At 38.8% G+C, this 14,081-nt stretch carries 15 protein-coding genes; 6 read left to right on the plus strand and 9 right to left on the minus strand.

Going from position 1 to position 14,081, the window contains the following annotated elements; genetic code table 11:
* Positions 1 to 345 precede the first annotated feature (345 nt).
* The 3 genes from SYN7502_RS15170 to dnaB form a co-directional block, all read right to left on the minus strand.
* Complete coding sequence (locus tag SYN7502_RS15170) at positions 346 to 1,083, minus strand: cytochrome c biogenesis protein CcdA (protein ID WP_015169643.1); 738 nt, start codon at positions 1,081 to 1,083, stop codon at positions 346 to 348.
* Complete coding sequence (locus tag SYN7502_RS15175) at positions 1,080 to 1,517, minus strand: PH domain-containing protein (protein WP_015169644.1); 438 nt, start codon at positions 1,515 to 1,517, stop codon at positions 1,080 to 1,082. Before SYN7502_RS15175 ends, SYN7502_RS15170 begins: the two co-directional genes overlap by 4 nt.
* 230 nt (positions 1,518 to 1,747) lie before the next feature.
* Entirely contained in the window at positions 1,748 to 3,118 is a 1,371-nt protein-coding gene (gene dnaB / locus SYN7502_RS15180) for a replicative DNA helicase (RefSeq protein ID WP_015169645.1), read from the minus strand.
* A 245-nt stretch (positions 3,119 to 3,363) separates the two neighbouring features.
* Between dnaB and SYN7502_RS15185 the strand changes: the two genes are divergently transcribed.
* The 5 genes from SYN7502_RS15185 (at position 3,364) to SYN7502_RS15200 (ending at position 6,321) form a co-directional block, all read left to right on the plus strand.
* On the plus strand, positions 3,364 to 3,978 hold the full coding sequence (locus SYN7502_RS15185; RefSeq protein ID WP_210391295.1) for a hypothetical protein: 615 nt from the start codon (positions 3,364 to 3,366) through the stop codon (positions 3,976 to 3,978).
* Between the two features lie 22 nt (positions 3,979 to 4,000).
* Positions 4,001 to 4,387: a hypothetical protein gene (locus SYN7502_RS15190; RefSeq protein ID WP_015169647.1), complete on the plus strand. Its 387-nt coding sequence runs from the start codon at positions 4,001 to 4,003 to the stop codon at positions 4,385 to 4,387.
* Positions 4,384 to 5,589 carry an anion transporter gene (locus SYN7502_RS15195; protein ID WP_015169648.1) on the plus strand — a complete coding sequence of 402 codons (1,206 nt, stop codon included), beginning with the start codon at positions 4,384 to 4,386 and terminating at the stop codon, positions 5,587 to 5,589. Before SYN7502_RS15190 ends, SYN7502_RS15195 begins: the two co-directional genes overlap by 4 nt.
* Positions 5,590 to 5,733: 144 nt before the next feature.
* Positions 5,734 to 5,886, plus strand: coding sequence for a hypothetical protein (locus tag SYN7502_RS20295; RefSeq protein ID WP_015169649.1), 153 nt, complete (start codon positions 5,734 to 5,736; stop codon positions 5,884 to 5,886).
* Between the two features lie 96 nt (positions 5,887 to 5,982).
* Complete coding sequence (locus SYN7502_RS15200) at positions 5,983 to 6,321, plus strand: hypothetical protein (protein ID WP_015169650.1); 339 nt, start codon at positions 5,983 to 5,985, stop codon at positions 6,319 to 6,321.
* A gap of 7 nt (positions 6,322 to 6,328) precedes the next feature.
* On the opposite strand, the gene SYN7502_RS15205 is transcribed toward SYN7502_RS15200, so the two are convergent.
* Positions 6,329 to 7,300, minus strand: a complete 972-nt coding sequence (locus tag SYN7502_RS15205; protein ID WP_015169651.1) for an ABC transporter ATP-binding protein — start codon at positions 7,298 to 7,300, stop codon at positions 6,329 to 6,331.
* A 120-nt stretch (positions 7,301 to 7,420) separates the two neighbouring features.
* Here SYN7502_RS15205 and psb30 point away from each other — a divergent pair, with 120 nt between their 5' ends.
* The gene (gene psb30 / locus SYN7502_RS15210; protein WP_015169652.1) at positions 7,421 to 7,561 is read left to right on the plus strand and encodes a photosystem II reaction center protein Ycf12/Psb30; all 141 of its coding nucleotides are present in this window, start codon (positions 7,421 to 7,423) and stop codon (positions 7,559 to 7,561) included.
* Between the two features lie 104 nt (positions 7,562 to 7,665).
* Here the strand turns inward: psb30 and SYN7502_RS15215 are convergent, their stop codons facing one another.
* The 5 genes from SYN7502_RS15215 to SYN7502_RS15235 form a co-directional block, all read right to left on the minus strand.
* The gene (locus SYN7502_RS15215) at positions 7,666 to 8,637 is read right to left on the minus strand and encodes an adenylate/guanylate cyclase domain-containing protein (RefSeq protein ID WP_015169653.1); all 972 of its coding nucleotides are present in this window, start codon (positions 8,635 to 8,637) and stop codon (positions 7,666 to 7,668) included.
* 18 nt (positions 8,638 to 8,655) lie between these two features.
* The gene (locus tag SYN7502_RS15220) at positions 8,656 to 9,666 is read right to left on the minus strand and encodes an adenylate/guanylate cyclase domain-containing protein (protein WP_015169654.1); all 1,011 of its coding nucleotides are present in this window, start codon (positions 9,664 to 9,666) and stop codon (positions 8,656 to 8,658) included.
* 82 nt (positions 9,667 to 9,748) lie between these two features.
* Complete coding sequence (locus tag SYN7502_RS15225) at positions 9,749 to 10,477, minus strand: DUF3120 domain-containing protein (RefSeq protein WP_246828932.1); 729 nt, start codon at positions 10,475 to 10,477, stop codon at positions 9,749 to 9,751.
* A gap of 171 nt (positions 10,478 to 10,648) precedes the next feature.
* Positions 10,649 to 11,014 carry a response regulator gene (locus tag SYN7502_RS15230; RefSeq protein ID WP_015169656.1) on the minus strand — a complete coding sequence of 122 codons (366 nt, stop codon included), beginning with the start codon at positions 11,012 to 11,014 and terminating at the stop codon, positions 10,649 to 10,651.
* A gap of 80 nt (positions 11,015 to 11,094) precedes the next feature.
* Positions 11,095 to 14,028: a response regulator gene (locus SYN7502_RS15235; RefSeq protein ID WP_015169657.1), complete on the minus strand. Its 2,934-nt coding sequence runs from the start codon at positions 14,026 to 14,028 to the stop codon at positions 11,095 to 11,097.
* Positions 14,029 to 14,081: the final 53 nt, after the last annotated feature.

Raw genomic sequence — 14,081 nt, forward strand, 5'->3', positions numbered from 1 at the left:
GAATTGATATTCCCCCAAAACTCGATCCCAGATAATTAATCTATTAATAAAGCTTTTTTACTTTTTCATTTTTAATACTTCATTTTTAGTATCCGTAGGTTTACCATGCTAAATTCCCACAATTTAGGTATTTCTGCCTGTCGATTTTGCACACACTATACCCCAGAAGGTAGACGAGGTGGTAATTGTAGTATGCTTGCAGCCTCGGTAAGTGGAGATTGGCAAGCCTGTTCTTTATCAGCACCTTTTTTTACTAATAATGAAAGTGAATCTAAATCGATACAAGTCCACACCCTTGAACATGAATTCATGATTACAACAACAGTGACTAGTATTGTTCACGTTTCAGGCAATTTGATTCAAAATCGAAATAGTCCCAAATCCTATTAAGATAATTCCACTTAACCATGTCAGACCACCTGACCATTGCCGCAGCTTTAATAATTGTTTGATTGCGCCAGTAAAAGTTCCTGCAATTACTACGGGCAGTACCGAACCGATCGCATAGGCAAGTAAGAGCATAGTCCCAAGCAATGGGTTATTGGTGGTAGAAATATAGGCAAGTAAAGTAATTAACACAGGAGTACTACAGGGAGAGGCAACCAAGCCAAAGCTTAAACCAATTAAATATGATCGCAGATTTTTAGGTAGAGTTTGACCGATTTCAATACTGCCCCAATTCGGGAGTTGCAAGGGGATTAACTCCAGTAAATATAGTCCCATGGCGATCGCTATAATACCGAGAATGATAGATAAACCACTACCTACCTGTCCATAGATTTTGCCAAATAAGGCGGCAGCCAGTCCTAAGCCACACAAAGTTGTCGCAAAGCCCAAGGCAAACCACATAGATTGCCAAGCGGAACTGAGAGTATTTTTCGATTCAAATCCACCAATATAGCCAATAGTTAAGGGCAACATTGATAAAGTGCAGGGAGTTAAGCTGGTAATTAATCCTGCTAAAAATACTAAGCCAACGCTAAAAATTGATAAATGTGCTAATTGGGTTTTGACAATGCCATCGGCAAAATTTTCAATTTGATATAGCCATAGTTGTAGAGATTCCCAACTTAAATTAATCATTCATTAACCTCACGATAATAGCCTCGCCGACCATGTTTGGACTGCTGCACAGATTGACGTAACTGCTCATAGAGTTCCCTAACATCTAGGGGTAATCTGACAAGGCGCAGCACAGGATTAGAATGATCTTGTCCAATTAAAGTAATATTACCCGTCCCCATTAATCGCTGTCCAAAGGGCTTATCTAACTCGATATCATTCACCAAATATAGTTCGAGGGTATCTATTCTTCGGGAAAAAATCCCAGACTCCACCACTACCCGTTGCGAAGTGATTAAATATTTAATGTTATTTGACTGAATCCAAAAATATATTGCTCCTAGTCCCAAAGTAGCGATCGCTATGACTAAGCGACTGACACTACCAAATAGGGCGGGATGACCATCAAATAATACTGTCTCAGCAAAATTTACGGGTTCAGATGGCGCATTCATAGCTTTGATGGGATATTTGTATTTCTAATCGATGTTATATCAATGTTTACATACCTGTACATAATTTGATCCATTGCTTCCTAGCACGATCTTCAACTCGCAAAAATAGGGCAAAGAAATAATGCTTCACCCCAATTTACTTACATCTAAAATTGCTCTACTTAACTAAATACCTTTATTGCGGCTGTCATAGGAAATAGCATAGTTTTTAATTCATGACTTTTAACTCTTTACTTGGATGAGGTTAGGTTCTTAAATTTGGTAAATTGCGGTTCAAATAATAGCTTGACCGTACCTGTGGGACCATTACGATGTTTAGCAATAATAATTTCCGCAATGCCGCGATCGGGTGTGTCAGGGTTGTAGTATTCGTCCCGATATAAATTAATTACTAAATCCGCATCTTGTTCAATGCTTCCACTTTCTCTCAAATCAGAAAGCATGGGACGTTTGTTAGTTCTGGCTTCTACGCCTCGGCTCAGTTGGGAAAGGGCAATCACTGGTACTGATAATTCCCTTGCCAACCCTTTGAGCGATCGCGTGATTTTTGATAATTCCTGCACACGGTTATCACTACTGCCTTCCATTAGCTGCAAGTAATCAATTAGGATTAAACCTAAAACACCTCCTTTTTCTGATTGTAAACGGCGAGCTTTGGAACGTAATTCATTAACGGTGGGATTAGCAGTATCGTCTATATACAAAGGAATTTCCGAGAGCCGACTGATGGCATTACCTATACCTGCCCATTCATTTTCACTCACATTCCCTGATCGCAGGCGACTACTTTCAATTCTTGCTTCATTGGCTAACAGACGATAAACTAGCTGCTCCTTAGACATTTCAAGGCTAAATACTGCCACGGGCAAACGATGAAGTTGCGCCATGTTATAGGCAACTCCCAAGCTAAAGGCGGTTTTACCAATGGAAGGACGACCAGCAATAATAATTAAGTCCGATCGCTGAAACCCTTGGGTCATAGCATCCAGATCATAAAAACCTGTGGCCAGTCCGGGTAAATTTGTCTCTCCTGAACCGAGATTATTAAATCGCTTTTCTAATTCAAACCAAGCATTAGTTAAGACATCACCCGCCGAAGTTAAACCCTGCTGAGCACGGGATTGGGTCACGGCAAATATCTTTTGCTCCGCTTGATCTAGTAATTGGGGTAGTTCTAATTCATTATTAAAACTAATATCAACAGTTTCTCGACCTGCTTCGGCTAGCTTGCGGCGCGTGGATTTGTCAGCAACCAGTTGGGCATAGTAATCAACATTCACAGCACTAATGGTGCGATCGCAGAGTTGGACGATTTTACTTTGTCCACCAATTTTCTCTAGTAAATCCCGATCACTTAACCAAGTTGCCACACTCATCATATCCGTGGGGCGAGATTGGTTATGCAGCATTAAACAGGCACGAAATATCTCTTGATGGGCTGCCACATAAAACATCTCTGGGCGTAAAGTATCTATGACTCTGGAGATTGCCTCTGGATCAAGTAAGATTCCGCCTAAAATTGCCTCCTCAGCTTCAATATTTTGGGGTGGTAAACGCATACCATCATCGGATGGGCTGGTATATTTAGACTCATTACTCATGGCGATCGCCCGTTGGAAACGACAGGCTACAATTTATCACATGAATTATCTAATTAATGACTAAGTGTAATTACTAAATAAAGCTTTTAAGTAGTTTATGAACTAATAGTTAGATCAATAGCTCAATCTGGTTTTCAATGTTATCAATCCCAAATTCTAAGCAAAATCATAGACAGAATATTAAACAAGTTCCAGAAGGCTACTTACTGGTTGAAGAAAGTTCTAGCTATCACTCTAAGCTAATAATGAGTCTGGCTGTTAGCTGTGGCAGAGCTTTCTTAACTATTGGTATATTTGCCCAATTTGTATTGATCTTGCAGCGATCGCAAATGCTTAACCTGTTTTTTGCCAGACTGGTGGTTGTATTGATTGCTATGGGAGGCTTAATTTGGTTATATAACTGGGCTAAGTTAGTTTATGCCAGCATTGATAAAATTTTAATTAGTCTTAATTTTCTTCCCTCCGAATTAATTTTTAATAATTACCCGCTTAGTTTGGGAGAAGAGGCTTCAGTTTTGTTTAGGCGGCGACTGCGTTCAGGGAAAATTATCAAAACGGCAGGAACGGTTAATGCGAAAGTTATCTGTGAAGAAGAAGCAATTTCAGGGAAAAATGATAATCCCACAATCACTACCGAAAAAGTCTTAACTATGAGCCTTCCTGAAGTGTTAGTGCCTGCCTATGAGTCGGCGATCGAAGTTATATTTAAGCTTAAAATCCCTCAAACTGCACCACCTAGCTTTGATGCCACACACAATCAAATTAGATGGATATTGGAAGTAAGTCTGGATTTTCAGATGTTAAAAGAAAGTTCTAAGTTCTATTTTCAAGTTCAGCCTCAGATCATTTCAACAAACTAAAGGAATTATAAAGACTAGAGCAATGCTAATTAGTATTGATTTTGAGCTTGAAACCCCAGAAGTAGAACTAGGACAGGTCGTAACTGGAAACTTTATTTGGCAAGGTTCGACCGCAAGAAAATCTATATCTGTTGATATTGCGATTGGTTGGTGTACTCAAGGTAAGGGTTATCAAGATCAAGATACAGTCTGCCATCAGGTATTTAATGAAGTGGAACCAGATGTGATTATGCCGTTTGCGATCGCTTTGCCGCTAAATGCTCCACCTTCCTATAGTGGTAAATTAATCAAAATTATGTGGAAAGTGACAACTACGATCTATATCCAAGGGTTTTTAGGCAAGTTTGGCAATCAAAAAGAAGAGTTCTCTCGACCAATTAAGGTTTTGCCATACCGAGTTGTGCCATGAGTATAATCCGTGCTGTGGTTTTAGGGGCGGGCTATATTTTTCTAGCGATCGGTTTTGTCCCTGGATTACGCATGAATCGAGCCTCGATCGCTTTAGTTTTTACAGCTACATTAATTGGGATCGGGGCAATTAGCCTCAATGAAGCATGGGTAGCCATTGATAGTTCGACCATTGTGTTTTTGCTGAGCATGATGATAATTAATGCCTATCTGAGTTATGCAGGATTTTTTCAGCTAAGCCTTACCTACTTACTCTCCATTAGTCGTAGTCCTTTGGGGATATTAGTGCTATTGACCGTAGGAACTGGAGTACTTTCAGCATTTTTCCTCAATGACACTCTAGCTATTGTTGCTACTCCCATAGCTTTGCAGCTTACCCGATGTCTGTGTCTAAACCCGATTCCTTACCTCTTGGCGATCGCAGGAGCTACGAATATTGGCTCATTGGCTACTTTAAACGGAAATCCCCAAAATATTCTGATTGGGTCTTTTTCAGGAATTAGCTATCTTAGTTTTATCAAGGCACTAACTCCCATTGCTATTGCAGGCTTAATCATCCAAATCGGATTACTGATAATTCTTTATCCCGAAGTGCGATCGTTGGTACCTCGTTCACCAAGTGTGATGCTCCGTCGCCGTATTCATCGTCCTTTGCTCATTAAAAGTGTAGCTGTTACGGTGATTCTGTTAGGAGCTTTTACCTTAGGATTCCCACTAGCCGAGTCAGCCTTTGCCGCAGCAGCAGTACTACTAGTAACTCGGCGGATTAAGTCAAGTCGAGTCCTGTTAAGCGTAGATTGGTCGCTATTAGTAATGTTCTCTGGACTATTTATTTTGACCCGATGTGTACAGTCCTTGGATAATCTACAGTATATTTTGCAGGTACTAAAAATTGGGGTGCAAGACCCCTTAGGGCTATTCAGCATTACCGCCATTCTCTCTAATTTAATTTCTAATGTTCCTACGGTTCTGTTGTTAAAATCCTTAATTGCTCCTAGTTCCGATCAGGCATGGCTATTACTGGCAGCAAGCTCTACTTTAGCAGGAAATTTAACCCTGTTTGGGTCGGTGGCTAACTTGATTGTAGTTGAAGCGGCTTCTAGAGAGAGCGTAAATTTAACATTTATGGAACACATAAGGTTTGGCATCCCGCTAACATTAATTACCTTAGGAATAGCCTATGGCTGGATTATCGGACACTAAATCTAAATTATGAGGGTTGTATTCTCTAATGCTCTCACTTATCAACCGTGATAAATATCACAAGTTAATTGAACTAACTATCACATTGAATATTTTCAGTTTAAGAGATAGTTAATTCATAGAAATTAGCTCTCACATAAAGTTATGAACGACACATTAGGCAAGGTAAAAAAACAATCTTTAAGCGAACAAAAAGAATCGTTATCTAAACTGATCTCTAGTCCTACAAAAACTAAGCTATTTGCTTCATGGGTAAAGATCGACGGTAAGTTGGTTTGTCGGTGGATTTCTGAATAGCTTGCTGCATTTGATAACCCTTACTTCAAGGCATTCAGCAGTTGCCTAAGATAAATCTTTCTGATATATTGACGTGCAAATCTTCATCTTAGCTAAATGATTAAAAACGCCTTACGCAGTCTTGCTCTCAGCACTACAATCCTATTTGCTATTCAGCCTGCTTTTGCTGATCAACGGGACTTTAGGGTATTCAACAAAACTTCTGTAGATATTAAGCATTTGTATGTATCTCCCAGTGGTGCTAAAAGTTGGGAAGAAGATGTTTTAGGGCGAGATACCTTAAGTTCGGGTGATTCCACCAAAATTTATTTTCAGGGTAATGCTGCCACCTGTCGCTACGACATTAGGGCGGAGTTTGATGATGGTGATGTGGTCGAAGATTATAAAATTAATCTCTGTACAACTGGCTCGTACACCTTTCGGGAAGGTAAGTAAAGTTAATTTAATTAGGCTGTGCCTGAATTTGGCTAATAAAAAATTCCTCTAGGGTTTGCCGAGATAGGTTCATGCTCACTAAACTAGCGTTAATTTCAGGCAGGAATTTAAGAAATGCTTGGGGATCAGCACTCAAGGTGCCATGCCAGCTATTGTTCTGCAACTCTAGATGTTTAATCCAAGGTTGCAGTTTCTCTATACTGCCTCCATGCCCAGACACCTGAAAGGTTTGATCTGTACCTAGCAGTTCATTCAGAGTTCCGATCGCAATTAATTCACCTCTATGCAAAATGCCAATGCGATCGCAGATTAGTTCAACGTCGGATAGAATATGGCTATTAAAAAATACCGTTTTTCCCTGTTGTTTAAGGGTGAGAATAATTTCCCGAATTTGATAGCGTCCAACGGGATCGAGTCCAGACATGGGTTCATCTAGGAAGACAAGTTCAGGATCATTAATCAAAGCCTGTGCTAAGCCGATCCTTTGCACCATGCCCTTGGAATATTGGCGAATTTGTTTCTTACGGGCTGTTAATTGGGACAAACCCACTAAGTCTAGTAACTCGGCAATGCGATCGGTTCTGTGACGGGCAGCAATCCCAAACATACTACCCATAAAATCTAGGAGTTCCCACCCAGTTAGGTAGTCATAGTAGTAGGCATTTTCGGGTAAGTAGCCAATTTTTTGTCTTGAGAGGCGATCGCCCAGATCATGCCCTAACAAACTTGCTGTTCCAGAGGTGGGTTGGATAATGCCTAATAATAATTTGAGAAGGGTAGTCTTACCTGCACCATTAGCCCCAAGCAACCCAAAGGTCTCGCCTGTTTGTACTGTTAAAGAACAAGCTTTGAGCGAATTAACCTGTTGATTCAACCAAAAACCAGTGCGATAGGTCTTAGTCAGGTTCTCAACTGTAATAGCAGGAATAGCGGGGGTAGTAGCTGGAGGATTTAATATCTCTGAACTCTCTGTAGTCATACTTATTGTAAAGAATGTTAAATTTCAGCCTGAGGAATAATTATGAATCCTAACTGTAGTGGATTTTAAGACTCTTAGGTTGATAGAATATTTATAAACAATTTTTTACCAAATATCTATATGGAATTTCTTGACGGTCTTACTACGTTTTTGGTAGGTATTAACTTTAAGCTCATCTTTCAGCTTACCTGTTTGGCTCTAGTTGTGGTTTCTGGTCCTGTAGTAATTTTTCTACTGGCGGCAAAGGGTGGAGATTTGTAATTTTCTGACTTAATATCAAGGTTTCTATCAATATTTTTTAGTAATTTATAACTAGGTAGATACCCAAGTGGCGATCGCCTAGTTTTATTTTTTAAGATTTATTTTTAACTAGATGGCACTACAACTTGATCTAAAAATTTCTTAAGGTCAGCAAACTTTCCCGCAAAGGTATTAGTAGGGGTGTCATAGCCTTTTAGCATGACTTGATGCTGCTTAAATTGTAAAAGTTGAGAATCGTGACCGTAATTATAGGTAAGTTCCCCAATGGCAATATCTGCACCAATTGCTTTAGTGGCAGACTCTAGGCGAAAAGCATAATTGACCGTATCTCCTATGGCTGTGTATTCTGGGCGATTTCCTGCCCCTAATTGTCCAACGGTAGCATTACCCGTATTAATACCTGCGCCAACTCGGAGTTGCATGGGCAAAGAAAATTCTCTATTCAGATTATCTGTCATTTGATGCAGGGCATATAAAGCCTGAAATACTTCTAATATCTCGTTAGGATTCACTTTAATATTTTTATCAGTGGTTTTATGAACCCACACTGCCATAACTGCATCACCAATGTATTTATCGACCCAACTGCCGTAACTATTAATAATTTCTGTAGCTTTTCCAAACCAAGTACCAATTACCTGAGATAAAACTTTTTCCTCTAATCTGCGGGCTAAAACGGTGAAATCGCGAATATCTACAACTAAAACTGTAATTAGCTGGCGATGATGAAGCATTACCGTCTTTTTTTGCTTTTGGATGGCTGGGGCTTCGATTGTGACTTGCTCTTCAAAAAAGATATGTGACTCTGTAGTCGCAAAAGTAATTTTATCGCCGTTATTTAAAACAATGGGAATATTAACGCGTTTGCCGTTAACAAATGTACCGTTCAGGCTGCCAAGGTCAATTACATACAACTTAGACTCCATGATCTGCAAAACTGCGTGGTTGCGAGATGCCCAGGTATCATCAAGGATAATTGCACTATCTTCACTTCTCCCAACTGTCCAAGCGGTAGCATTTATTAAAGAAACTGAGCGATCGCCTTGTTCCAAATGCAATATAAGCTGGGGTTTCATAGGCAGACTAACTCCTGACTAGAGGTTCATATTTTTGAGATAATGTTCTAAGTCAATTAAATTACCAGCATAGGTACTAATGCGCTTATCATAACCCTTAAGGTTGACTAAATGCTGTTTAAAGGGTAACAACAAGTGAGCATTGGGCATAGATTCATAGGTTTTCTGTCCTAGAGCAATATCGACATTGATTTCTTTGGTTACCGATTCCAGTCTAAAGGCAGCATTAACAGTATCCCCCAAAGCGGTATAGTCGGTACCACTAGTTCCCATTTGCCCAACCATGGCATAACCAGTATTTATCCCTGCCCCCACTCGCAGCGTGAATGGAAGTTGAAACTTGCGATTAAGGCTATTACTCATGATAAATAATTCCCGCAGAGCCGAAAATATTTGGAGCATTTGTTGGCTAGAAGACTGACTCAAAGACTGGTTTATGCAATTATTATTTAACTCAGGGTTATGAATCCAAATCGACATTACCGCATCACCAATATACTTATTTACGGCACTACCGTAGCTAGAAACAATCTGTCCCGCCTGATTAAACCAAGACCCAATCATTTGTGAAAGTATATTTTCATCCAGTTGTTGAGATAACCGAGTAAAGTTACGGATGTCAATCACTAAAACTGTGATCAATTGCCGTTGATGCAGCATTTCTGTCTTAGCTGTGCTGGTAGTGCTATCCTCAAATTGATTAGGCTGATGTTGAGGGTAGAAGAAATCAATGTAAGTATTACCAATGGAAATGCGATCGCCCGGTTTTAAGGCGGTGGGGACAATTACCCGTTGGGAGTTAACAAATGAACCATTCCGACTGCCCAGATCGATCAGGGTAAAATTATCACCCAAAAGCTGAAGCAGAGCATGATAGCGAGATGTGGATTTATCTGGTAAGGCAATATCATTATCTTTACCCCTACCGATTTTCCAAGAAGATTGCTGATCTAGGGAAACTTTAGCAGTTCCAAAGGGAGTAGTAATCAGAAGATAGGGTGAAGAAGCTAAATTTTGAATCTTTTGCATCTCCTTATCTCTAATTTGCTTACTTATATTGACCTATATCAATCTATTTAGCAAGAGATGAAACCCTAGCAAATACAGGCAATCAGCAAAAACAAGCAACAATTGCAAACAGAGCATCAACAAAAATAGTGCTTAACAAAGCTCCCGCAAAACTCCAACTGTGTAATTCCGATGATGCCATTGCTTTAATCGCTATGACCGTAATTGCGATCGCCAGTACAACTCCTGAACCAATACCTCCTATGGTTTGCAATTGGGCTACAGCATCTTGAAAGATAGGTTGGATTGCCGCAAGATTACCATCCAGTTCCATGATTGCCCGCCAATGGGGAATTAAATTATTGAGATAAAAGTAAAGGTCTGTTACGGCTGTTCCTAGCAGAGAAGCTAAATAAAACCAACCACCAATTTGATGAGTACTTTTGGTTAATGCCCATACCGCCCAGGGTAGGGCGATCGCTTCAATGGGTAAATGCCACAAGGGTTCAAACCGTAACCAACCCCAATAGGCGGTACCACATACCCAACTTAGGCTAAAGCCCCAGATTAAACTACCAAATTGCTGAGATTTGCGATCGCCACTAACATTGCCACTGACTAGGAGTATTTCCGCTATTGCCAACCACCCTACGGTTAAAATTAGGCTTAACCACGGAGCCTGCCTTACCAGTGGAGCTTGAAAAAAAACTGGAATGGATACTAAAAAAGCTGAAGCTAGCCACAGGGTGAAGTGGTCAGACCAAGTCCACCAATTTAAGCCGATCCCATTGATCTGAATTGAGCTAGTGTCCCAATTATCGTAAAACTTCAAGTTTCCTCTAGGTTTATCTGTAAAAAGGTTATTTTTAAATGGAGGTTTTAGGGTATTAAAAAAGAGCAAAGCTATAAAAGTATTAGTTATTAATATTAAATATATTACTAAATCTTACGAAATATTACGGAATAATTTTGCTAAATCTTCCCACTATCGAACACTCAACGATCAAGTTTCTAAAAGATGAGCCATTTTACTCAGTAATCGAGGTAAATCAATGGGCTTTGTATCATAGTCATTACATCCTGCTGCTAGTGCTTTTTCACGATCGCCTGCCATAGCATGGGCTGTAAGTGCAATAATTGGAATATGGGCGGTACTAGGATTTGTTTTTAACTGTTGCGTAGCTGTCCAACCGTCAATAATTGGTAAGCTCATATCCATAAGAATAATATCAGGTTTACTTTCTAGTCCCATAGAAACACCTTCAGCCCCATCAACCGCAATCAAAACCTCATAGCCTTTGCGCTCTAGGCGGCGTGAGAGCATATCTCGATTCATCTCATTGTCTTCAACAAGTAAAACTTTAGTCATACTAACTCTCAATCATTGTCAATATTTTAAGATTTAAGGATTTGTTTGGGAAAATCATTTTTAATGGGCAAAAATTTTAGTTAAATTACCTGCTGCAGAAGTTGTCGCACTTCTTTTAATAAATCTTGGCGGTTATATGCTCCTTTTTGCATTATTCTTTCTGCGTAGCTATTTAAGTATTGGCGATCAGATTCTGTTAAATCTTTAGCCGTAATAACTATGACAGGAATTTCTCGCCAGTGCTGATGTTGGTGCATTTGATTAATTACCTCAAACCCATCAACTTCAGGCATCATTAGGTCAAGTAAAATTAAGGCTGGTGTATTTTTCTCCAGTTGAGCTATAGCATTACGTCCATTATCTGCTTCGATGACAATCCAATCCTCTTTTTCTAATTGTCGCCGCATCAGACTACGATTATTGGCGTCATCATCAACCACAAGAATTAACCGAGAAGATAATTTAGACTTATATCTATCCAAAATTTCCTTAAGTTGTTCCTTTTGGATTGGTTTAGTTAGATAACCTGTGGCACCTAGGGTATAGCCAATATTTTGATCATCCAATACCGTTGCCATAATCACAGGAATGGAAGCAAGTTCTGGATCGGATTTGAGCCGAGTTAGCACCGCCCAGCCATCTATTTTGGGCATAATTACATCTAAAATAATCCCATCAGGATGTTGTTCCTTTGCCCAGCGCAATCCTTCTTCAGGGTTAGTAGTAGCAATAATTTCAAATCCTTCAGGTTCAAGAAAGCTGCGAATCATGTCATGGGTGGTGGGGTCATCATCAATTACTAAGATTTTTTTGCCATGAAAGACTGCGGATACGCCAGCGATCGCTATATTAGAATCGTCCAGATTATTTTTAGTGGGATCAATAACTTGGGCAGGTAACTTAATGGTAAAAGTTGTACCAACGTTGAATTCACTCTCAACAAAAATCGCTCCTCCCATCATTTCCGTAAATTTTTTGGTAATTACTAAGCCAAGTCCTGTACCTCCATATTTGCGCGTGGTGGAAGCATCAGCTTGAGAAAACTCTTGAAATAGCTTACCAACTTGCTCTGGAGTCATGCCAATTCCAGTATCTTGAACTGTAAAGGTAATCCAATCTTGTTGATTTTGGTTTTTTTGATTTTGGACATAGCGATTAATGCTAAGGGTAATTGTGCCATTGTGGGTAAATTTACTAGCATTACTAATCAAGTTAAATAGGCTTTGTCTAACTTTAGTCACATCGGCAAACATGATGCCTAAATCATCACCGCAGCTTAATTTTAGAGTATTGTTATTTTTTTCAGTTAAGGGCTGGATTGTGGAAATAATTTCTTCTAAGACTGGACGAATTTCAAAGCTTTCTAAATATAAATCCATTTTCCCCGCTTCGATTTTGGATAAATCTAAAACGTCATTAATTAACTCAAGTAAATGCTTGCCTGCGCCTTGAATTTTTTTGAGGTCTTTAATAAATCCCGCTTCACCAATTTCTTCAGCCTCCTCTTGCAGCATTTCACTGTAACCAATAATGGCATTCAGGGGAGTGCGGAGTTCATGGCTCATGTTAGCCAAAAATGCACTTTTAAATTTGTTAGCTTCTTCTGCTTGTTCCTTAGCTTCCTTTAATTCACGGGTGCGTTGATCAACTCTTATTTCTAATTCCTCATTAGTTTTAGCGAGGTTATTAAAGGATTCCTGTAACTGCTGAGACATGTGATTAAAAAGGTATGCCAGACGACCTAATTCATCTCTGCGATTAATATCTAATTTAATATCAAGATTTCCTTTGGCGATCGCTTCTGTAGCATCCATTAAATGATCCAGAGGTGCTGAAATTTGACGACGCATAATATAAATTAAAATCAGAATTTCCGTAAATAGTGACAGAAACCCCAATAGAACAATCAATTGGGCTGTATCAATCGCCTTTTTTTGTAAAAATGCTTGAGGAATAACAGTGACTAAATACCAATTAGGTCCATTAATTTTAGTAACTACAAGATATTCATTATTTTTGACATTATTAATAATTTCATTATCATTTTTTTCTGTAGTAACAGCATTAAAAATATTAATTAAATTTTGTTTACCACTTTTTAAAATATTGAAATCACCATTAGTTTTAGTGATCTGTTCCATAAATTGAGGATGGGCAATTAAATCACCATTAGCCTGAAAAATGAGATTATAGGTTCCTTCTAAACTGACATTAATAGTTCTTGATCGTAGTTCATCAATAAAAATATCATGTCCAATAGTGCCAATATGTTTGCCATTTAAATCAAATGGAGTTACACAGGAAACCATCCACTGTTTAGCAACTTGATCATAATAAATACCAGTCCAAACAGTTTCTCTTTGAGGATTATTAATCTTCCTTGTAATTTGAAAAGATTCGTCATCAGTAACCCGAAAAGCTTTTGTTGATGGAGCATTTTGTGCCCAAGCATAGCTAGGCATATAGATAACAATCCCATTTTCTGGAACTTGAATATAAGTATTAACAAAGTTTTTCTGCCAAGCTGGTCCAAAGTTTTTAAGCAGATCAAAATAGATAGAAATACGTTGTTTCATCTCTGCATCAATCTTAACATTTGCTCCTAAAAATACACCCGAAGTCCATTCAAGATTAAATTTTTCGGGACGATTTCGAGTTGTGCCATCGAGCATAGTTATAAACTCTTGATCAAAGCTTCTACTAAAGCTAGTTTGGGAGTTTGTTTGAGAATTCTCTTTAAATGTTTTTAATAGGGCATTTTTAAGAATATTATTATCATCTTTTGCTCCAACAAAAACCACACTTTCTCGCTTTCCTCGTAATTTAATATATTCATCAGTTCTAGCCAATTCTTCATTGGTAATTTTTTGAACTAGATATAAATAACCACAGGCTGTAGAGGCAAGAATTACCGCACCAATCCCTAGCGCAGTTTTAATAAGGGTACTGCGAATTAAGGATTGTGTTTCCTTGGGATAATTTTGCTGATTAGGAGAAGTATTAGAGTTACTCATTTTTGATAATAAGTTTCAAAATAATTTCTGTTATCTTTTGGGGATTTAAATAT

Source organism: Synechococcus sp. PCC 7502, assembly GCF_000317085.1.
Classification (GTDB): domain Bacteria; phylum Cyanobacteriota; class Cyanobacteriia; order Pseudanabaenales; family Pseudanabaenaceae; genus PCC-7502.